Origin of the sequence: Terrimicrobium sacchariphilum, assembly GCF_001613545.1 — a bacterium.
GTDB lineage: Bacteria > Verrucomicrobiota > Verrucomicrobiia > Chthoniobacterales > Terrimicrobiaceae > Terrimicrobium > Terrimicrobium sacchariphilum.
In genome coordinates, this window is record NZ_BDCO01000002.1 from 1,257,157 (window position 1) to 1,278,630 (window position 21,474).

The 21,474-nt window shown below is 60.0% G+C and carries 14 protein-coding genes and 1 tRNA gene; 10 read left to right on the plus strand and 5 right to left on the minus strand.

Annotation, left to right across the window (positions count from 1 at the left end):
* Positions 1 to 4: 4 nt before the first annotated feature.
* From TSACC_RS06025 to TSACC_RS06035, 3 genes are all read left to right on the plus strand, one after another.
* Complete coding sequence (locus TSACC_RS06025; protein WP_075078489.1) at positions 5 to 1,246, plus strand: GDSL-type esterase/lipase family protein; 1,242 nt, start codon at positions 5 to 7, stop codon at positions 1,244 to 1,246.
* A gap of 51 nt (positions 1,247 to 1,297) precedes the next feature.
* On the plus strand, positions 1,298 to 2,662 hold the full coding sequence (locus TSACC_RS06030; RefSeq protein ID WP_075080584.1) for an MFS transporter: 1,365 nt from the start codon (positions 1,298 to 1,300) through the stop codon (positions 2,660 to 2,662).
* Positions 2,663 to 2,768: 106 nt separating this feature from the next.
* Entirely contained in the window at positions 2,769 to 3,377 is a 609-nt protein-coding gene (locus TSACC_RS06035; protein ID WP_075078490.1) for a type II secretion system protein, read from the plus strand.
* 313 nt (positions 3,378 to 3,690) lie between these two features.
* Here the strand turns inward: TSACC_RS06035 and TSACC_RS06040 are convergent.
* A tRNA-Gln gene (locus TSACC_RS06040) sits at positions 3,691 to 3,764 on the minus strand.
* A 486-nt stretch (positions 3,765 to 4,250) separates the two neighbouring features.
* Here TSACC_RS06040 and TSACC_RS06045 point away from each other — a divergent pair.
* Entirely contained in the window at positions 4,251 to 5,159 is a 909-nt protein-coding gene (locus TSACC_RS06045) for a glycosyltransferase family 8 protein (RefSeq protein ID WP_084400240.1), read from the plus strand.
* Between the two features lie 114 nt (positions 5,160 to 5,273).
* Here TSACC_RS06045 and TSACC_RS06050 read toward each other — a convergent pair whose 3' ends face one another.
* A complete protein-coding gene (locus TSACC_RS06050) occupies positions 5,274 to 7,532 on the minus strand; it encodes an alpha-L-rhamnosidase (RefSeq protein WP_075078492.1) in 2,259 nt (752 codons plus the stop codon).
* Positions 7,533 to 7,603: 71 nt separating this feature from the next.
* Here TSACC_RS06050 and TSACC_RS06055 point away from each other — a divergent pair, with 71 nt between their 5' ends.
* Positions 7,604 to 8,491: a helix-turn-helix domain-containing protein gene (locus TSACC_RS06055; protein ID WP_084400242.1), complete on the plus strand. Its 888-nt coding sequence runs from the start codon at positions 7,604 to 7,606 to the stop codon at positions 8,489 to 8,491.
* Here the strand turns inward: TSACC_RS06055 and TSACC_RS06060 are convergent.
* Positions 8,410 to 9,540 carry a LacI family DNA-binding transcriptional regulator gene (locus TSACC_RS06060; protein ID WP_075078494.1) on the minus strand — a complete coding sequence of 377 codons (1,131 nt, stop codon included), beginning with the start codon at positions 9,538 to 9,540 and terminating at the stop codon, positions 8,410 to 8,412. The genes TSACC_RS06055 and TSACC_RS06060 overlap by 82 nt on opposite strands.
* A gap of 103 nt (positions 9,541 to 9,643) precedes the next feature.
* Here TSACC_RS06060 and TSACC_RS06065 point away from each other — a divergent pair, with 103 nt between their 5' ends.
* Genes TSACC_RS06065 through TSACC_RS06080 form a run of 4 tightly spaced genes read left to right on the plus strand, consistent with a single transcriptional unit; the run spans position 9,644 to position 15,170 of the window.
* Positions 9,644 to 10,696: a LamG domain-containing protein gene (locus tag TSACC_RS06065; protein WP_075078495.1), complete on the plus strand. Its 1,053-nt coding sequence runs from the start codon at positions 9,644 to 9,646 to the stop codon at positions 10,694 to 10,696.
* A gap of 27 nt (positions 10,697 to 10,723) precedes the next feature.
* Positions 10,724 to 12,763 (plus strand): endo-1,3-alpha-glucanase family glycosylhydrolase, encoded by a 2,040-nt coding sequence (locus TSACC_RS06070; RefSeq protein ID WP_075078496.1) that lies wholly within the window; start codon positions 10,724 to 10,726, stop codon positions 12,761 to 12,763.
* Between the two features lie 15 nt (positions 12,764 to 12,778).
* Positions 12,779 to 13,501, plus strand: coding sequence for a type II secretion system protein (locus TSACC_RS06075; RefSeq protein ID WP_084400244.1), 723 nt, complete (start codon positions 12,779 to 12,781; stop codon positions 13,499 to 13,501).
* A gap of 25 nt (positions 13,502 to 13,526) precedes the next feature.
* Positions 13,527 to 15,170, plus strand: coding sequence for a glycoside hydrolase family protein (locus TSACC_RS06080; RefSeq protein ID WP_202815910.1), 1,644 nt, complete (start codon positions 13,527 to 13,529; stop codon positions 15,168 to 15,170).
* Positions 15,171 to 15,234: 64 nt separating this feature from the next.
* Here the strand turns inward: TSACC_RS06080 and TSACC_RS06085 are convergent, their stop codons facing one another.
* Complete coding sequence (locus TSACC_RS06085; RefSeq protein ID WP_084400245.1) at positions 15,235 to 16,569, minus strand: glycoside hydrolase family 140 protein; 1,335 nt, start codon at positions 16,567 to 16,569, stop codon at positions 15,235 to 15,237.
* Positions 16,570 to 16,773: 204 nt separating this feature from the next.
* Between TSACC_RS06085 and TSACC_RS06095 the strand changes: the two genes are divergently transcribed.
* Positions 16,774 to 19,932, plus strand: a complete 3,159-nt coding sequence (locus TSACC_RS06095; RefSeq protein ID WP_075078499.1) for a glycoside hydrolase family 2 TIM barrel-domain containing protein — start codon at positions 16,774 to 16,776, stop codon at positions 19,930 to 19,932.
* A gap of 193 nt (positions 19,933 to 20,125) precedes the next feature.
* Here TSACC_RS06095 and TSACC_RS06100 read toward each other — a convergent pair whose 3' ends face one another.
* Positions 20,126 to 21,199, minus strand: coding sequence for a glycoside hydrolase family 26 protein (locus TSACC_RS06100; RefSeq protein ID WP_075078500.1), 1,074 nt, complete (start codon positions 21,197 to 21,199; stop codon positions 20,126 to 20,128).
* Positions 21,200 to 21,474 lie beyond the last annotated feature (275 nt).

Genomic DNA, 21,474 nt, shown 5'->3' on the forward strand with positions numbered 1-21,474 from the left:
GCCCATGAAACAGATTCTTTGCCTCGCGGGATTGGCGGGCTTCGCGTTTGCTGTCGGTCCCGTTTACGCCCAACCGGTCAACCGGCTCGATAATGCTTCGTTTGAGTCCGAGATGATCAATGGACTCCCGGATGACTGGGAACTCTTTTGTCCGGTGGCTGGCGATGGCGGTGAACTATCGCGGGCCGGACGTGCAGCCTTCGCCACTGATGAGTCCGTATATCATGGCGGATCGCGGGCCGTGCGCATCTCCTCCGACAAGCCGACCCGCTGCGCCGTGCTGCAGCGCAGCATCCCCTGCCAGGCGGGGGAGAAATGGAAGTTCTCCGTCTGGATGAAAGGTAGCGGGTTGGGGGTGGGCGGAGATGCCGGAGCCATCGCGAGAGTGAGCTTTCTCAATCCAGCGGACCCTTCCAGGAATGCCGCGCTGACCCAGCGAAGCGCTTCCGTCCGCTCGGAAAGTGCGGACTTTGACTGGACGCGACTGGAGACGGCGGGCGAGGTGCCTGCTGACGCGACGGTGGCGCAGGTCGAGCTCTTCCTCTGGAAGGGAAAGGGAACCGTATGGTTTGACGATGCCTCGCTCGAGTTTGCGGCGCCGGCGTCCTCCCGCGCGCCAGACCGTGCGGGCAAGCTGCGATCGCGCAATGCTAACAACCGCCTCACCGGCCAGCCTCGGAGCGGCGAGCGTGTGATTTTCATGGGGGATTCCATCACCGAGGGGTGGAACCTCCGGGCGGCCTTTCCCGATCAGGACTTCGTAAATCGCGGGATCGGCGGGCAGTTGACCTGGCAGATGGTCTCCCGGTTTCCTCAGGATGTCCTCTCCCATAAACCGGATGCCGTCGTGATCCTCGCCGGCACCAATGACATCGGAGGCGCGATGCCACCGGAGATCATTGTTTCCAATATCCGTTCGATGGTGGAGGCCGCGAAAGATGCGGGAGCGCGCGTGGTGGTCTGCTCAATCCTGCCCGTCACCGATGCGCTCGCCACGCCCGCCAGTCCTCAGCTCGTTCGCACCGCGAAACGTCCGCCCGGGGTGATCCGGGAGGTCAATGCATTGCTGCGCATTATGGCGGAAGACGAAAAGGTTTCCTTCGTCGATCTGCATCAGGCCCTCGCCGACGAGCATGGAGCTTTGCCCGCCACGCTGACTGTGGATGGATTGCATCTCAATCCCGACGGATACGCGGTGATCTCCCCGATCGTGCTCAAGGCGATCCAGTCCGGTCGCAAAAGCTGACCCGTGGCAAAGATGATGAACGTCGCGCCTGGCCGGGAAACGGAAGACCACATGAACTCTCGGATCGGTGGCAGCCCCCGACGCTGGACTGTCGGTACGCTGAGTTACTCTGCATTGGGCCTGTTCATCCTGTTCTGCTGGTTGCTCTGGGGAGACTTCTCATGGTCGATGAAGGAGCGGGCTGTGCCTCCCATCACGCAGCTGTTGCTCAAGGGGCACGGCGCCCCCGATTCGCTCATTGGATTTCTCATCGGCTCGGTCCCAGCGATCCTGACGATTGTGATCGGTCCGATCATCAGCTACAGGTCGGATCGTCACCGGGGCCGATGGGGTCGGCGCATTCCCTACCTGCTGGTTACGACGCCGATCGCCGTCGTTTCGATGGTGGGGCTCGCCTCCACACCTTATCTCACCGGCATGCTGCATCGGAGCCTTGGTGCGGCTTCGCCCGGGCTGCATCCCCTGTCGATCGTGCTCTATGGCCTGTTCTGGACGGTCTTCGAATTTGCCAGCATCATCGGTAATGCCGTTTTTCTCGCGCTGATCAATGATGTGGTGCCGGAGAAATTCCTTGGCCGCTTCTTTGGCGCCTTCCGCGCCATCGGCTTGATGGCCGGGATTCTCTTCAGCTTCTGGATCATGGGCATTGCCGAGACACATCCGGCCTGGATCTTCCTTGGCATGGGCGTGCTCTATGGAGCCGCCTTTGGTTTGATGTGCTTGAAGGTCCGCGAGGGCGGGTATCCGCCACCATCCGATGAGGCAGACGACGGGCGGGGAGGGTTCCTTCACTCGGCACGCACCTATTTTCGCGAGTGCTACGGCCACTCTTACTATCGCTGGTTTTTTCTCTCGCTGGCTTTCTCCTGGATGGCGTTTGTCCCGGTTAATCTCTTCAGTCTGTTCTTTGCCAAAAGCATCGGCATGAGCATCGATACCTGGGGCAAATGCATGGCCGCAGCATACTGCATATCGCTGGTATTGGCTTATCCTCTGGGTGTTTTGGTCGATCGTTTTCATCCATTGCGGATCAGCCTGATCACACAGGCCGTCTATGTGGCTGTGGTTCTCTGGGGAGGGCTCTTCGTGCGCGATGCCGCGACCTTTGGGGTGGTGCTCATCTTGCAGTGCACGCTGGCCGGGACCTGGATGACAGCCGCCGCGTCGCTGCCACAACGCCTGTTGCCCAAGGATCGGTTTGCGCAATTCGCCTCCGCTGCCGCCATCGTGACCAGCCTCGGTACGATGCTGGCGGGACCACTCATGGGGTTGTTGCTCGACCTGACCGGGCAGGTTTACCAGTACACCTTTCTCGTCAGTTCCGCCCTCGCAGCGACCGCACTGGTGACTGGCGTGGTCGTGCTCGTCAAGTTTGGCCGACTCGGCGGGGCGGCACATTATGCAGCGCCGCAATAGGAAAAGCTGACCTGTGTAAGCAATTTCTCATTCGAGTATGCGCCGAGGCGATATTAGCTTTTCAACGTCACCCCTTGGTATTTTGGATATTTCTCGGAGCACCCCCATGAATCTTCAATCAGGCGGCCGTCGGGCATTCACCCTTGTCGAGATGCTGATCACTGTTGCCGTCCTGGGTGTGCTCGCGGCGCTTCTCTTTCCAATGGCCTCGCGAAGCGTAAAGTCCGCCCGGGCCGCACAGTCGCTGGCCAATCTCAAGAGCATCGGAACTGTGATGCACTTGTATGCGGGCGACAATAATGGCGCGTTCCCATTGGTCTGGGACAGCGCGACCTCGACCTCCTGGATCGCGACGATCTGGCCATATGCCTCGGATCGCCGCTTTCCCGGCACCACGCCCAACGCTCTCAAGGGTAGTATCTTTTACACTCCGCTGGCCGAGAACGGCACCACCGCACGGACCTATGGGATGAACGAACCCTTGCAGTTGAAATACCCATCCCGAATGTATCTCTCCACCGTCCCCTCGCCGTCCAAAGTCTCGCTGGTGGGTGATGTCAAAACCAGTGGCAGCTTCCGCCCGGATCAGGTCAACTATCGCAACAATGGCCTCGCACACGTCCTCTTTATCGACGGCCACACCGGTGCTGTCGGTTCATCCGATGTCCCCGTGAATACGGTGTCCGTCTTCTGGACCGGAGTTCAATCCAACTGAAATATCGTCCGCATGCCTGCGGTTCTCGATCGGTTTCCGTCAAGGCGGCCCCTCTTTTCTTCGTTCCCGTCGGGATGGCATGGAAAGAGGCATGGAAATTGACTGATCTCGGTACGGACATCCCGAGGGGATGAGGGGATTTGTGAGAAATCAGCAGATTCGGAGGAGTCTGTCTGGAATCATAACGCAATCGCCTTTCCCTGGCGGTACCCAAACCGGGTAGAGAACCATCCGGGAAGATGAGGCGATCCTGAATTGGAAAAATTGGACGCTGATCCAGCCGATTGGCTTTGGAAAGCTGTGTATAACCAATTGGCTGCCTCGCATGGATTCGAACCATGACAAAGTGATCCAGAATCACTTGTGCTACCGTTACACCACGAGGCAATACTTTTTCCCCAAGCTCGAACCCGTGGGGAACTCCTCCTTGGTTTCCCAAGTTCAGATCTCCCGCCAGTCGCGCTGGGAGGGTCAGAATATCGACCCAAGAATCGAAATCAACGCAATTTTTTCCTGTTTGCGAAAATGCTCTTGGAGTCCTCCTCTTGGGCGGCGGAATGGATGCTGCGGGTCCTCGATTTGCCCTCATGGAGAGGGGAGGGCGGGTAATCTTGGAAAAAATCTCTCCAGATATTTTCCGCGTAAGGGCTGTGGGTTGTCCGGAAATTCCACGGGACGCAGCTCCGTCCCCCCGTCATTGCGGCATGAACGGTGTCTGCAATGTTGCGGAAAACGCGGCGAGGGAGGCCCGGGCAGTCGGGGGGATTCCTCTGCGGCGATCCCCGGGCGGAAAATCATCCGCAGGATTTCTGCGATCCTTGTACCAAATAGCTGTACTTAGTTTTCTAAGTTATTCTATAGCTGGCTCGCCGCATGATTTGTCTCGCCTATTGTGCCGATAGACTGATGTGTCCGTCGCTGCATGTATCACTGTTTTCAGTGCTCTCTCATGCGACGGACGAGGTCCGATTGTGGCTTTACCTTGAAGGCTATTCTCCTAAGGAAATCGATCGGCTGAAGCGCACTGTCCTTAGCGCAAGGCCGGATACGGTGGTGAATTTCATCCAGCTGGAGCTTGGGGTTTTCAAGGCCTTTCGACCATTTTACGGAAGCTATCTTCCCTATGCCAGGCTGCTGCTCCCAGAGATCATTCCCGCAGAGAGGTTCATCTATCTGGATGCGGATACCCTCTGCACGGCGGACTGCCGTTTCCTGATGGGCGAGGAGTTGGGCGACGCCATCGCCGGAATGCGGGCGGAGGGCCCGGTCTCGTCCGCCCGGGATCGCGACGTGTTGCTTGCCGCCGGAATGACTGAGGATGCCCAGACCTTTAATAGCGGCGTCATCGTTCTCGACGCGAAGAAATGGAGAGAGGAAGGCATTGGTGAGCGTATCCTGGATTTTGGGCGTAACAACTCGGCGTATCTTTTTACAGCGGATCAGGTTTGCCTGAATGCGGTATTAAAGGATCGGATTGCCCCTCTGGCTTACAGCTGGAACGAATGTGTTTACCCGATCGGCTCTCGCGAACGTAAGGCTGGACCCGAGCAGCAGGAGCGGTCCGCGATTTACCACTTCCTGGGAAATCCGAAGCCGTGGGATATCGGTGCATTTCTGTTCTCTCCGGGCTGGCCTCTTTTTTCTGAGTACGTTTCTCGTTCCCGTACATGGGATGAGGTGGCACGGCATCATATCCGGAGGGATAGCGTTGAGCGTGCCTGGCGATTGCGGCGAAACTACACGGCTGCCTGGAAGGGGAGCTTGTCAAAAAAGACCTCCTGAGCCGCGTGGGGCTTTCGCCTGTTTCCCAGGGAGGCTGGCGATGCGGTTTTCCGCAAGGTCATGGACTCCACTCGGGCAACCGGAGTCACCGGCTCCGGTTGCGGGCAGAGCAGGTTATTCCGGGAGCAACTTGATGCTGTGTGTCCCCGGGCCGAATTCAGCACTGGCGGGTTTCCGGAAACCCTTGGGCGCGACGAACGTTCCGCGGGAGTTTTCTGGAATGGTCAGGACGGCCTCCAGGGAACCATCGACGATCGTCCACGAGATGCCGGTCGGACCCTGAGGCGTCTGCAGTCGGGCTTTGGCCCAGGTGATCGTGCCGCCCGGCGAGGGCTGAAATACGACATGCCGGTAACCGGGATCACTCTCGTCGAGATCAAGGCCTGCGACATTTCGATACATCCAATCGCCCACGGCACCGTAGGCATAATGATTGAAGGAATTCATTCCCTCGTCCTGAAAACCGCGTTCAGGCGTCCAGCCGTCCCACCGCTCCCAGATGGTGGTCGCTCCGTTTTTGACGGGGAAGAGCCAGGACGGAAAGGTCTCCTGCTCCAGCAGGCGGTAGGCGATGTCGAGGTATCCCTCCCGGGTGAGAACGTCGAGAATGTACGGGGTGCCGACAAAGCCCGTGGCGATATGGTACTCGCGCTGCTTGATGTCGTGGACGAGTTCCCTCGTGGTCGTGGCGCGCACTTCCTCCGGTACGAGGTCAAAATGCAGCGACAGCACGTAGGCGGTCTGCGTGCCGGAGGCAATGAGACCCTCAGGCGTTACGTAACGCCGTTGGAATGCCTGGACGACCCGCGAGTGAAGTTCCGTGTACTTCTCCGCATCCTCCGCCTTGCCGAGGACCGTGGCGATGCGCGCCATGAGGCTGGCATCATAGGCCAGGAAGGCCGTGCCGATCAGGTCCTTTGGGGTCGCGCCTTCGGTCTTCCCGCTGCCATCGAGGGCGAGCCAGTCCCCATAGCCCGGGTAAGCCGTGGAGTCGGGATGGGAGCGGATCAGATTGATGCTCGCCTCGGTGCTGATGTACTGGATGTACCGCTGCATCGAGTCGTAATGATCCGCGAGGATCTCCTTGTCTCCGTAGCAAAGGTACATCGTCCATGGGCAGATGATCGCGGCATCGGACCATGCCGGCCCTCCATCCTCATGGCCGAAGAATTTGACCGAGGGAATGACCTCGGGCACGCCCCCGCTGGGTTTCTGAGCATCGCGGATGTCCTGCACCCATTTGTGGAAGAAACGCCGGACGTCGCGGTTGAAGGCTGCCGTGCGTATGAAAACCTGCGCATCGCCGGTCCAGCCCAGGCGCTCGTTGCGTTGCGGGCAGTCCGTGGGCGCCTCGAGGAAGTTGCTGCTCTGGCCCCACCGGATATTGTGCTGGAGCTGGTTGAGAAGGGGATTTGAGCAGGAAAACTCCCCGGTGGACGGCGCGTCGGATTGAAGCACGAGGCCGGTGATGTCGATCTCGGCCCCGACGGGCAGGCCCTCCACTTCGACATAGCGGAAGCCGTGGAAGGTGAAACCAGGCTCCCACGTTTCTTCGCCGCCACCCTTGCAGATATAGGTGTCGGTGGCCCGGGCGCCCCGCAGATTTTCTGTATAGAGCGATCCGTCGGCATTGAGGATTTCGGCATGGCGGAAGGTCAGCGACGTATCGCGGGGGGCATTCACCCGGATGCGGATACGTCCGCTGAAGTTCTGCCCCATGTCGTAGCGATGATTGCCGAGCGGCTGGGGATGAAACTCGTCGGTTTGGCGTACGCCCGGGTAGTCGATGGTGTCGAGGATGATGTTCCTGGCTGGTCCGGTCTGCGCTGGAGTCCATGCAGAATCGTCGTACCCCGCCTCGCTCCAGCCGGTGAGTTCCTTCCGTGCGTCGTAGATTTCGCCCATCAGGAGATCATTCTCCAGGATGGGGCCGGTGGCGGTTGTCCACGAGCCATCGGTGACGACGTGGGTGCCGGAACCATCCGAAAAGGAAATTTCGAGATCGGCCAGCAGTTCTGGTTTCGCGCCATAGCCCTGCCGTTCGCCCCAGCCGACGTGGCCACAGTACCAGCCATCGCCCAGCACGACACCGAGCACGTTCTTTCCCGGTTTCAGCAGGGAGGCGACGTCGTAGGTCTGGAGCGGCACCCTGGTGTCGTAGTCCATCCAGCCCGGAGCGAGCGCCCGGTCGCCCACCCGCCTGCCATTGATCTCCGCCTGATAAAGACCCAGCGCAGTGATATGGAGAGTGGCTTTGGCGAGAGGACGATCCAGCCAGATCTCTTTGCGAAAATACGGCGCGGGAGCCATGGTTTTTTCATCACCCTGGGTGGAGGAGGAAATCCATTGAGAAGAGGAATCGAGGGAAGCCATGTGGTGGGACATTAGCGGCTTTCCCGGATTGCTTCCTTGATGATGACGCCAGATTATAGCATTATTCCGCCATGCGACGGGGGCGTAATCTGCTGCGTGAGGCGTTCTTTTCGGACCCCAGGCTGGGCGTTGTGGTCTGTCGGCAGAGAGACCAGTCCCCGATCGAGATGCATGGTCATGAGTTTTGTGAGATCGTCATTGTGCTGGGAGGGACGGGGCGGCATTTCACCCCGCAGGGATCGCGCTCAATCCTCGCTGGAGACGTGCTCGTGGTGAACCGGAAGCAAAGCCACGGCTACGGGGATACGCAGGGGCTGGATATCGCCAACATCCTCGTCGCGGATGAGGTGATGCGTGATGCCGAGGTGGCGCTCGGGTCCATGCCGGGGTATCACGCCTTGTTTACGATGGAGGCTGTACGAAGAAGCTCCGGGGCGGGCGATGCCCATATCCATCTCCGTTCCGATGAACTCGCCTGGGTGGAGAATCTGGTGGAGTCGATGGAGGCGGAGGGTCGCCGCCCGGACGATGGCGGTGGCGCGATGATTCGGGTCTGGTTCCTGCTCTTGGTGGGGTTTCTCGCCCGGCGCTATCAGCCCCGCGATGAGAAAAGACCGGGTCTCGATGCGCGCATTGGCACGGTGCTCGCACGCATCGACAGGCACCCGGAGCATCCGGTCTCGCTCGGGGAGCTTGCGCGCGGGGCCGGGATGTCGGAGCGATCGTTCTTGCGCAGCTTCAAGGAGGCCACCGCTCTCTCCCCGGTCGACTATGTGCTGCGGGCGAGGGTGCGCAAAGCCGAGCGGCTGCTCGTTGCGGCGCAGCCCCGCCAGAGCATCACCGAGATCGCGTTTACCTGTGGGTTCAATGACAGCAACTATTTCTCGCGGGTCTTCCGCCGCTTTGCCCTGTGCTCGCCGAGGGATTTCCGGGCGGCGCGGCGAGGTTTGCTCCGGTGATTTTCACCCGGCGAGGAAGGCTGTGTGCTTTCCTGCGGAGTCGCGCTCGGACCCGCAAACCATGTGCCGCTGATCTGTACCGAACAGGGATGTTCCGGCACGCCATACTCGTTGCGGTTGATTTGATCGATGACGAGTTTGGCTGCGGCCTGCCCGACTTCAAAGTTGTTTTGCCGGATCCCCGCGAGATTGGTCCAGGTTGAGTCCAGGCCGAGATGCGCGAAGCCGATCTCGCCCGGGATCTTCACTCCTGCCTCCTGTAGGTAAATGAGCGGCTCATGCTCAGCCGCCAGCACGGCGTCGGGTCGCTGTTTCTCGACCCATTGCAGGAATCTCGTGCGATCCCAGGTTTCCGTCCAGTGCGGAGGGATGATGGCCAGGCCTCCCTGCAAGCTCCAGCCGAGACATGCCGAGAGAGCGCGATAGTCGACCGTGGCGATCCAGTCGGCACGGCTCATGGCGAGGCCGATGCGGCGATATCCCAGCGCTGCGAGCTGGGTCATTGCCAGCCAGGCGTTTCGGTAGTGGTCGGTCCCTGCAAAATGACAGGGGACATTCAGCTGCCGGTTGCCGACCGATGCCATTGCGTAGTTTTTCCATAAGGCGGCATCCCAGGGCGGAATCACTCCGGCCTGAATGATGATCCCTGGCACTCTCCTGGCGGTCAGCGCGGTAAACAGCTTCCGCGGGTTGTCGAAGTAGTCCTCGATGAGAAACTCATCGATGCTGAATCCCGCCTCATCGAGCGTATCGCGATATCCCTGGTAGGACTCCCGATTGGTGGAGATTAGGCCCCGATTCCGTCGGGTTTTGCGATCGGTGAGGCAGGCGATTATCGCCCGCATCCGGCGGCGCGCGTTGCTGCGGCGATGGCCTGTCATCAAGGCCGTGACCATCGGGTTGGGCTTATAGCCCAGTGTCCTTGCCACCTCGGTGATACGCTTGCGTACTTCTTGCGAGACTCCCGGACGATTCCGCAGCGCGCAACTTACAGAAAAGATACTGACCTTGGCGATCTCTGCGATCTGACGGTAAGTGGGGTGGCTCATTCTGATGATAACGTGTTAGGTATAAAACCAGTTGTTGAAGCAGGTTCAAGCCGATACTTCTGCTCAGCAACACCAAGCGAACTTCCCTAACCCCCGAAAAATCATGAAACTTTGGATTTCCACCATCCTAATGCTAGTGAGTCCCGTCCTGGCAAACGCGACGATGCTCTATTACCTGCCGTTTGATCAAAATGGCTCGGCCTCTCTGGCAAACATGGGTTCCGTCTCCGGCACGGCCACGGCAGTAACCGGCGGCGGAGGAGGCGCTGCGCCGACTGCCTCGACATCGGTCGCCCCGAATCTTGGCTCCACGTATTCGGAGCGATTCACAGGCTCTGGCGTCAATGCCGGAACCGTTGTGCTGCCGTCCAGCACCACCGAGTTTCGCCTGAGCTCCAGCAGCCAGAAGATGACCTTATCGACCTGGGTGTACTGGAACGGCGCTCTGGCTGCGGGGCAGCTCTCGGGGGTCGTGAACAACTATGTCTCGGCATCTAATAGCGGCTGGGGCATTTCCATCACCGATGTCGGGGAGATCCGTTTCAACTACGGCACGGGAACAAGCTCGACCAACCGCAAAAGCTCGACCGGCGCCGTGGTGGCCGGTCAGTGGACTTTGCTCACTGTGACGTGGGATGGCTCGAAGGCAAATCCGCTCACCTTCTATGCTAACGGTCTTTCTTTGGGGTCGACCGCAACCGGCGCGAGTTCTCTGGCCAGCAATGCCGAGCCGATCAGATTGGGCGTAACCACTGCCTCGACTTACAATTCGCTCAATGGCAACATGGATGATCTGGCCATGTGGGACACTGCTCTCGGTGCCGGCGAGGTTCGCGCTCTGGTGACCGCGCCGACTCTGCTGAACGGATATAATGCGGGCGTCATGAATCAGCTTTTCCTCGTGGCAGGCGGGACATCGTCGAGTGCCACGATCGATGCTCTCAACTGGACCCAGGCGACCGGGTTGAATGTTTCAGGCCGGTCCCTTGGCGATACGTGGCAGAGCGGTGGCAATTATTACATGTGGCTCTCGGGAGATGCTTTAAATGCCGCCGGCCTCGTTGCGACGAGCGTGCCCGAGCCCGGCACGGTGGTCCTGCTCGGTCTCGCGGCGGGCGTTCTGTTGCTGAGATTCAGCCGACGTGCGAAGGCTTGATCGTGCGTGAATGCGAAAGTCTCCTCTATGAAGTATAAACTTGTCCATCTCGCCCTTGCCGTATTTTGTGCGGCGACCCTGCACTCTTATGCAGCGGAGCCTGTCTATCAACTCCGGTTCGACGCCGGTGAACTCAAGAACACTGGCTCGGCTGGCGGCGAGGCCCAGCAGGCCGGCATCCTTTCGCTGGTCGATGTCGTGATCGATGCGGACCTGGGTATCTATGCGGCAAATCTGAAAATGTCGGCCAATGGTAGCCAGGGAGGCGCTTTGGCCTTTCCAGAGAGCGGCTCGCGACTCCAACTCGGCGGCTTGAGTGACGAACTCACCCTCGCCATGTGGGTGAAGTGGCGCGGACCTCACGCTCATGCCGATAAACGTCACGGACTCGTCAGCACCATGCCTGCCAAGAAGGACGCGGGCTGGGCGTTCTCGATTCTCGAGGACGGACGGCTTCAGTTCAACTGGGTCAACGAAAAGGGGGGCAGTTTCCGCACGTCGAGTGCGAGTCTGGCCGAGAACCAGTGGACGCATGTCGCCATGCGGTGGCAGGGTGGGGAGAAATCGGGCGGACTGGAGTTTTTCATCAATGGCGAGCCTGTGGGGGTGAATCAGAAATGGACGGGAGGCGGTCCGATCAAGAAGAGCGGGCTCAATCTTATCCTTGGGGTGATGGACGAGGCCGCCTATCTGCCCCTCAATGGCTCGCTCGCCGAGGTCAATCTTTTCGGGAGTGCTCTTTCCGATGAGAATATCCGGGCTTTGGCTCAGGCCCCCCGCCAATCCGCCCTTCCCAAAGAGCCTGCTCGCAACGTAGCGAAGGCCGCCCGCCCGCCGCGCATGGTCTTTGCGCACTACATGGTGGCATTGCCTACGGCGGGAGGCGACGCCAGCGTCGAGGATTACAAAAAGGAGATTCAACAGGCGCAGGCACTGGGCATCGACGGCTTTGCTTTGAACTCCGGTGGCTGGACGATTGAGAAAAAGATCCCCTCCTACAAGGAGCGCACCAGCCGCATCTATGAGGCAGCTAAGCAACTCGGCACGGGATTCAAGCTTTTCATCTCGGCTGATTTTGCCACCAAGCTGAACTTCCCAGAGTTCGCGGACATGGTTCTGTCATTTCGCAATCATCCCAATCAGCTCGAGGTGGATGGCAAGCCCGTCATTTCGAGCTACAAGGGGGAGAATATCGACCTGACCCGCAGTGCTCGCACGGCCTTCACCGACGAGAATGCGATTTTCCTCATTCCATTTTTGCGCTCGAACCCCCAGGCCGAGCTTCCTTCCCAGGAACTGGTGGAAGGAGTGTTTCGCGCCAATCAGGACCTCGATGGATTTTTTGATTTTGGTGCGGCGGGAAGCCCTCAGGATCTCTGTGCCGCGACGAAGCGCATGGCAGGTGTGTGGATGGGCGCGGGCAAGGTCTTCATGGCCCCCGTCACTCCCTACTATCGCGGACGGGGAAAGAATTTCCGGATGTTTGAAAGCCGTGGCTTCGAGGGCATGGCCATGCAGTGGGAGAATGCGATCAATCTCGGGGTGGACTGGGTTGAAATCGTCACCTGGAACGATTGGGCGGAGTCCAGCTACATCGCCCAGTTTGGCGCCCCGGCGGATACTCAGTTCTGGGACGATCATTATGGAAAGATGCTTTCGCATCGCGGGTTTGCCGAGGCGAGCAAGCACTACATCAAGTGGTTCAAGGACGCGAAGGAACCCGCGATCTCAGAGGATCGGTTTTTCTACTTCTATCGCCTCCATCCGAAGTCGACTCCGGCACCGGACGGTCGATTCCCTCGCGGTGTCGAGAATGCGGAGGATCGCATCTACGCCACCGTGTTTCTCAAAGCGCCAGCCGTCTTCACGATAGAGTGCGGCGATGTCTCCGAGAGATTCCCGCTGGAGGCGGGTGTGCATCACGTGTCCAGCGCCTTTGCTCAGGGGACGCCCCGGTTTCAGGTCATCCGCGATGACCAGGTCGTCCTGGCCAAAACGGCCGAGATGCCCATCAGCGGCGACTCCGCCTGGGGAAACTTTAACTATTTTTCCTCGTCCAGTTTATAACCCCAGCCACTCAGCATGCTCTCCTCCAGGCCATCACGAGTGTCACAGGGATTCTCCTTGATGGAGATCCTGACGGCGGTTGCGATCGTTGCGATCTGTTCGGCGATGATCTTTCCCTACGTGGGGAAACTCCGAGACAAAGCAATCTCGGCGCGATGTGTGGCCAACCTGCGCTCCAGTCACGTGGCGCTCAGCGCCTTTGCCGCAGACGCCGGGAGCTGGCCGTCCGTGAACATGAACCACGAGACGAACCCGACCGGGGAGGGCACCCAGCTCTGGTTCGTTCCCCTCATACGCGACCAGTATGTCGATACCTCGGCGGTCCGGATCGGCGGGGTGAATTGCCTGCAGGCCGCCTCGCTTCTCTGCCCCGGCAACAAGATACTGAAGAAGGAACCCTATCCCTGGACCAGTGCGCCTTATCCTGTCTACCCCAGCTACGCGATGAATGTTTACTGGGGAGAGCGGACAGTCTCTCCGCTGCGGGTTCCCATCGGGGCCGTGGTCAATGGAGGTGCCATTCTTTTGATCGATAGCACGGTCAATGGGAGCCGCTCGATCTATGCCACTGACCCCACTCATTTGCAGTGGGACTCTGCGAATTGCAAGATCCCCAAGGATATTCATCCGGATGGGGCTCATGCCCTTCTCGCCAATGGAAGCGTGATATCCGTGAGTCCGGCGACTCATCCCGACATCCAGGACCCCAGGTACTGGAACCCAAGATACCAGAGATAATCCATAGCGTTTTCGAAAACAAACCATGACGAGTGTGTTGCTGTCTGAAGGAAAAGGAAATACATACAGGCTGTATAATGGCATTGAAATTCCGGCCGACTGGCCTCCGTCCTCCCTCCGGATTTCGGATGAGGTTCCCTTCCCGGATCTCGGTACCGCCTTTGCGGTGGATGATCCCCGGGAGCTGACGGCCAGGAGGCTCCCCCCGGCTGTTCCCTATCTCGATCACCCTCCGGAGGTCGTTCTCATTGATGTCGGCCGGCAGTTGTTCATCGACGATTTTTTGATCGAGGAGACCGACTTGGTCAGGGAATACCACCTGGCGCGAAAGTATGAGGGCAACCCGGTGTTGCAATCCGAGACGGACTTGGAAAAACCGGAGGGCCGCATGGCGGGTGCGGCTCCGAAAAGCGGCGGACTCTGGTGGAGTCCCGAGGAGGGAGTCTTCAAACTTTGGTATGAGGCCGGGTGGTGTGAATCCACCGCCTATGCGACGAGCGGGGATGGGCTGCACTGGACACGCCCCGATCTGGGCGGGTCAAACCGCATTGTTCCCGAGTATCCGCCGGATTCCGTGACCGTTTTCTACGATCCGTGGGCCAGATCCTCCGGAGAGCGTTTCAAGATGCTCTTGAGGCGGCCCGGCAGTTGGGAGAGCGGCTTTGCGATGGTATCGGGGGACGGGCTGAACTGGTCGGAGCCGGTGAAAACCGGACTGATGAATGACCGCAGCACCATGTTTTATAATCCCTTCCGGAAGAAATGGATCTTTAGCATTCGTTCCCTGGCGTACGGTCGCACCCGTCACTACTTTGAGCATGACGATTTTTTGCAGGGAACTCAGTGGCGTGATGACGAGCCGGTTTTCTGGGCGTCCGCAGACGATCTGGATTTACCTGATCCTCAGGTGGGCGTCCCCACCCAGTTGTACAACCTCGATGCGGTCGCCTACGAAAGCGTCATGCTGGGGCTCTTTGAGATCCTGCGCGGCCCCAATAACTTGGATTGCGCCGCTGCAGGGCGTCCCAAGATCACGGATTTGACGCTCGCCTACAGCCGGGACGGCTTTCATTGGCACAGGCCGGATCGGCGGTCTTTCATTGCCTCGACGAACAGGGAGGGCGATTGGGACCGGGGGTACATTCAGTCCGTTGGGGGCGTTTGTGCCGTGGTTGGAGACGAGTTGTGGTTCTTTTACAGTGGTGCCAAAGGCGGGGATAAGGATCGCGATCCTGAGGGCGGCATGTACGCCAACCGGAGCATGGGTATCGCGAAGCTGCGTCGCGACGGTTTTGCGTCGATGCGCGCGGGAGCGTGCGTCGGCACGCTGCTCACTCGACCGCTTCGATTTTCAGGAGCGTATCTCTTTGCCAATGTCGATTGCCCGGCAGGCGAGCTGCGTGCAGAGGTGCTGGATGAAAGTGGTCGCGTTTTCCCGGGATTCGGCGTCGAGGACTCCATCCCCGTACAGGGTGACCATGCAAAAGTTCTGCTGGCGTGGAGATCCGGTCGCAGTCTGTCGGATCTGGCGGGACAGAATGTCCGGTTCCGATTTCATCTTGGGAACGGCGACCTTTTCTCCTTTTGGGTGTCCCGTTCCGAGTGCGGCGAAAGCGGAGGTTATCTTGCCGCTGGCGGTCCTGGATTCGCGGGATTGGTTGATGAGTGAAAAGCTCGTTTTCCGCCTTTGGCTCGCCGCGTGATCGTTGGGCGACGCGAAGGCATCCGACCTGTTAAGACAGCGTTCCCGGCTTGGGAAAATTCCGCGAGGCGTCGTCGAGCACGAGAACGAGGTCGATCATCTCTCCCTCCTCAGGGTGGCGGAAGGCGAGTTCCTCCCAGCGGTCGATGAGGCCGATCAACGTGCTTTCACCCGTGCGGGGATGGAACCACCATGCCTTGAGTCTCTCTCCTGTGAGATTTTCCGTGCGGACGTGGAAGTTTCGCCCGGCCGGGGCGTAGATCATCGCGTAGCTGCCTGCGCTATCCCGGGTCGCGGCGAAGCGGTACAACCCGGCCCCTGGAAGTACGGTGGCATGGTCGTGCGGAACGATCAGCGTGTCATCCGGGATGCGTGTCAGGAATGGGCGGGACTCCAGGAGCGCCCGGGCGTGCCGCATCTGGGCGGCCCCAGGTTGATCGAGAGCATCGCGCCACGACATGACGGGGAGGTTGATCCCGGCCCGGCCCGGCTCCCACATCTGCCAGACGGAATGGTGCCCGTAGGTATGGCCAAAAGCCCCGCTGAACAGATCCCAGTACAGCGCGCGGCGGGTATCGACCGCCAGGGAATGGCCGCGACCGTGCGCGTCGAAGGAGACCGGGTGATCTTCGTAGATCGGCTCGGCGTCGATGACGGGCTTCACTGGCTCGCGGTCGTAATCCCGCCGCGTCTTGTCGTAGCGGCCGGTGTACTCCGCGACATGGCCGTTCTGCCGCATGTTAAAGTCCAGCCACGGCTCGTCGTGAAAGGACTCGGCGGAACCCAGCCCGCCGCCTGGATGAAACGTCATCAGGTGCGCTCCGCCGTCTCCCTGCCGCACTCCGCGCGCCATGGCCCGGATGATTGCACGATGGCGGTCGGTTTCCACGGCTTTGTCTCCCCCGAGCACCCAGACGATGCCCGCGCTGCGATACCTGCGCCCGATCCACTCTCCGTAGGCTTCTGCATTCTCCGGTGTGAACACGGCATTCTCCGGGTGCCAGTGGCAGGCCCAGGTCGGGAGCAGCGCGATGCAGAGGCCGAGTCGATTCGCCTGGGTTACGACCCAGTCGACATGGGCAAAGTAGTCGTCATTCGGCCGGGCGGGATCGCGGTCGGCCAGGGGCAGATGCCCGTAGGCATTGGGGCTTTCGAGTCCCTGCAATTCCGCCAGCGCCACGGCCTGGATGACCGTGTAACCCTGCGCCGCCCGGCGCTCAAGATAATGGAGCGCGTCTTCGCGGGTGAGGCGGTGAAACAACTCCCATGCCGTGTCTCCCAGCCAGAAAAACGGCCTTCCGCCGGCATCCAGCAGGTATCTGCCATTGTCGCTGATCGCCTGGGGCTGCGGGAGTGAGGTGGGCATGGCGCGAGAGGGTTTTGTGTTCGGATTTTTCCTGCGCGCGGTCAAGCGTCTGCATGGGAGTGTCTTCCTCGGGGCTTGGCCGAATGCCGTCCCCGGGCGCTTTCTGGGGCTTCCGGCTCTTTTCGTCTTTATCTCCGGGGCGCAATGTGATGATTCCCTTGGGTTCGATTCCCCGGGAATTCCCACTCTCTGTTTCATCATATCATGTCTCAATCTCTCCTGCCCCTTTTGAGCTTCGGCGCCGCCAACACCTGGACGTCACCCGAATTGCTGTGCGCCGCCCGGTTGCCAATGCGTGCGACCGCCTACCCATTCCCTGACGTGGAGACCGCCCGGACGCTTGACCGCGAGAACTCCCCGTGGTTCCAGCTCCTCAACGGGCAGTGGAATTTCAAGATGGTCGACCGCCCCGAGTTGCTGAAGGAGGCTGATGTCGCGGTGGAGACGGATCGCGAGGATTGGGACAATGTCGCCGTGCCGGGCAACTGGACGCTCCAGGGCTACGGTGCGCCGCATTACACCAACGTGCAGATGCCCTTCAACGACGAGCCGCCGACCGTGCCGAAGGAAAACCCGACGGGCGTCTACGTGCGTGAGGTGCGCATCCCGCGCGACTGGAAGGGCCGCCGCGTCGTCATTCATTTCGGCGGAGCGGAGAGCGTGCTGTTTCTGTATGTGAATGGAAAAGCCGTGGGCTTTGGCAAGGACTGCCGCCTGCCCTCGGAGTTTGACATCACGGACTTCGTCAAAGTCGGTCGCGTCAATACGATCGCCGCCGTGGTCGTAAAGTGGTCGGACGCCACCTTCATCGAGGATCAGGACCAGTGGTGGATGGGCGGCCTGCATCGCGAGGTCTATCTCTACTCGACCGCGCCCGTGCACATCGCCGACGTCTTTGCCAAGGGCAAGCTCGACGAGGAATACGAGGACGGCCTGCTCGACATCACCGTGCGCGCGGGTTTCCCGGGCTCTCCCGAGGCGGGCTGGAAGGTCGCCGTTCAGCTCTTTGACGCGAAGGGCAAAGCCGTTTTCAAGAAACCCTCCGAAAAGGAGATTCCGGTGAGCGGCTCCGCGATCGGCGCTTACGACCGGCTGCTGGCGAAGCTCTCCATCCCGGTCCGCAAGCCGCTTCAGTGGTCGGCGGAGATTCCGAATCTCTACACCGTTGTTGTCACGCTCATCAGCCCCTCCGGCCAGAAGGTCGAGACGACGTCCACCCGCATCGGGTTCCGCTCTGTCGAGGTGCGCGACCGGCAGTTGCTGGTCAATGGCAAGTGCGTCCTCATCCACGGCGTGAACCGCCACGATCACCACGAGACGCTGGGCAAGGCGCTCGATCGCGAGACCATGCGCCTCGATGCGCTGACGATGAAGCAGTTCAACGTCAATGCCGTCCGCTGCTCGCATTACCCGAATGATCCGTACTGGCTGGATATTTGCGATGAACTGGGCCTTTACGTCATCGATGAGGCCAACCTGGAGGCGCATGCCTATTATCACCAGCTCGGCAATGAGTCGCGGTGGGCGACGGCATTCCTGGATCGCGCGGTCCGCATGGTGGAGCGGGATAAAAACCACGCTTCCGTCATTCTGTGGTCACTGGGAAATGAGACAGGTCTCGGGCCTAACCAGGAAGGCATGGCAGGGTGGGTACGCGGTCGCGATGAGACACGTCCTCTGCATTATGAACCCGGGATCTGGACGCAGGGCTTGTCGGAGGAGGAGCATCCCTGGACGCATGTTTATGACCTGGGACATCGAGTGTCGGACATTGTATGTCCGATGTACCCGAGCCTTGACACGCTCCTGAAGTGGGCGACCGATCCGACGCATCCCGACCAGCGACGCCCGCTCATCATGTGCGAGTATTCGCACGCCATGGGTAACAGCAATGGCGGCCTCGCGGATTATTACAAACTCTTTGAAACCATCCCCGGTCTGCAGGGTGGGTTCATCTGGGAATGGATCGACCACGGCCTTCGCCAGAAGTCGACGGATGGCACCGAATATTGGGTCTACGGCGGCGACTATGGCGACACGCCGAATGATGCAAATTTCGTCTGCGACGGAATGGTGTGGCCCGATCGCAACCCGCACCCCGCCTTGTTTGAGTTCAAGAAACTCGCGCAGCCGGTCGGCGTGAAGCTCGTCGACAGTCGCGGCCTTGCCATCGAGATCACGAACAAGAACGACTTCCGCTCCCTCGGCTGGCTCGAGTGCGAGTGGGAACTCCTCGTCGACGGTGTGGTTTCCGGCACGGGTAAGTTCCGCCTGCCCGACATCACCCCGCATTCCTCGGCCAAGGTGCCGTGGAAGGCCCCGGCGAAAAAACTCGTCGGCGAGAAGGCCTCGCTCCTCGTGCGCTTCTACTCCCGCGTGGATACCGACTGGTGCGGCAAGGGCCACCTCGTGGCCTGGGACAGCCTCGCGCTGCCCGCCTCGATCCTCACGCAGCCGAAGGCCGCTCCGGCCCTCGTGCCGAGCTTTGAGATCACCAAGCGCTCTGGCGACCGCTTTGAGGTGCGCACGGGCGACCTCGACCTCATCCTCGATCCGACGGAGGGCGGGCTTTCGCTCATCCGCATTCACGGCGAGGACGTGCTGACGGCCGCCCCGCAGCTCAATGTCTGGCGCGCCCCGACCGACAACGACGGCATTAAACTTTGGACCGGCCAGGACTGGAAGCCGCTCGGCCGCTACCGGGCGCAGGGCCTCGACAAGGTGGTCACCCGCCTCGTGAGTTCCACCTTCCGTCAGTCGAAGGATGCGGGCGCGGTGTGGACGTATCGGTTCGAATCCACGGGCCGCGAGAAATGGGACGACTTCTCCTGGAGCTATCGCGTGTCGCTTCCGGGCGAGGGCGTCGTCCGCATCTCGGCCCAGATCGAAACCGGCAAGGAAATCTCCGACCCGCCGCGCATCGGCCTCCTCTTCCGGGTCGCTCCGGGCTTTGAGGATCTGAGCTGGCTCGGCCTCGGACCGCTCGAGAACTACCCCGACCGTCAGGCATCCTCATGGGAGGCCGTGCACCAGAGCACCGTCACCAATGAGTATGTGCCCTACGTGATGCCGCAGGAGCACGGCCTCAAGTGCGACACGCGCTGGATCGCGCTGAACAACGGCGAGAACGAACTCCGCGTCACCTCCGCCGCGCCCATCGCCTTCTCGGCGAGCCATCTGCACGCGCAGGATCTCACCGAGGCGAAACACACGATCGACCTCGTGCCGCGCGACGAAGTCTGGCTCTCAATCGACGCCGCCCACCGCGGACTCGGCACCGCCAGCTGCGGCCCAGACACCACCGAACCCTACCGGATCAAGGCGAAACGCTTCGCCCTTGATCTCGAGTGGACAGTGAGCTGACCGAAGTCGGATTTTGGAATTCGGAAGCGGGAAGTGCTTCGAGATGCGGAGCACTTCCTGGACCCGTTGTCAGATCATCGCCGTATGGCGGCGTATCTTGCTCGAAGAGAAAGCCTCAGATCGGATCGATGGTGATGATTGATCATCGCCATCCCCGTACTCGGCATTTGCCTTCCTCAGTGGAAATGAGATCTCAGTCTTCGGCTTTCTTCGGGGCCTGAGACTCAGAGGAAGCCGGAAGTTCGAAAAGCGCTCGATAAAGCTGCGATGACTTTGGGAAAGCGATCGGTTTACTATCGACGCCGGAAATCCGTGAATTGCCCTCCGATTGGGCGTCGAAGTCAAAATATGAAGCGAAGTAAACGTGATGATCCGGATCCTGAATGTATTCAAACATCCTCTGTATGAAATATGGATTGTCGGAGCCGCCGCGATTGTTCGGCTCCGGTCGCTGAATAAGCCCCCATTCGGGGATGGTGAGCGGCTTGCCGTGACGATCAGCAAATGCCTGCCAATAATCGATGCCCCATGCGGAAGCCGCCGCGATAGCCTGGCTCCAAGCGGCCTCGTGCCGCGCCGCGATTTCCTGCTCCCCCGCCCCGGGAGGGGGCGGATAAACCCCCTTGGGGAACTTCGCCGAACTCATCCAGGTCTGGTCGTAAACATCGATTCCGATGTAATCGACAAAAGCATTCCCAGGATAGGCTTCCATGGGATCGAAAGCCATTGGGAAGCCGCTGGTGACATTCCAGTCGAACGTGAGATTCTCCGTGCCGGGGACGGAGCGCATCGTATTCACAATCTGCCGCCAGTAGGCAGCAAAATGGTGAGCGTCTTCCGAATTCAAAACCTTCCAGGCATACCAATTCCCGTTCCATTCCCAGCCGAGACGAAGGATGCTGTTTCCCAACTGGCCGGCCACCAAGGTTCGCGCCAGTTCCCGGAAATACTCGTTATAAGCACCGGATGCGCCCTGAACCAGAGAAACCGGCTTCCCGCCACCGTCGCCGGTGCGAGGTCCGGAGCCGTCGGGAGGCCCCGGCAAAAGCGGAACCGAAAGGACTAGACGGCGTCCCGGCGCCGCTTGGATCCACTTTGACCACGGCTCGTAAAACCAGTCCTGCCATTTTCCCGAAACATGGTCCCAAGTGCTCTCGGGACCAAAGGGGAGCGTGTCGTGTCCCCAGACGTTCGTGCGATGAAGCCATAGAGCGTAACGCTCGTTTCCTTCGATGCCGGGCCCGACGCAACCTTCATAGACACCCATATAGGGCGGCCGCAAATTGTCCGTCAGAGGCAGCGATGAGTGATTTTCGGCGAGAAGGGATGAAGCAACGCAGCAAAAGCAGACGGCCGTCAGACCTCTACGCGCCATCGCCAAGGAGTTAATCATGTTTTGATCGGAGTTTCAATGATCAGACATTGCCATGAGATTCCTAATGGCAGGGAAAGCAGCGGCGGTTTAAACGGGGCTACGCTCCGCAGCATGACGCCGAAATAGTTCGTTTTTCTCAATGAGATAATATCGTCATAAGAAATGCG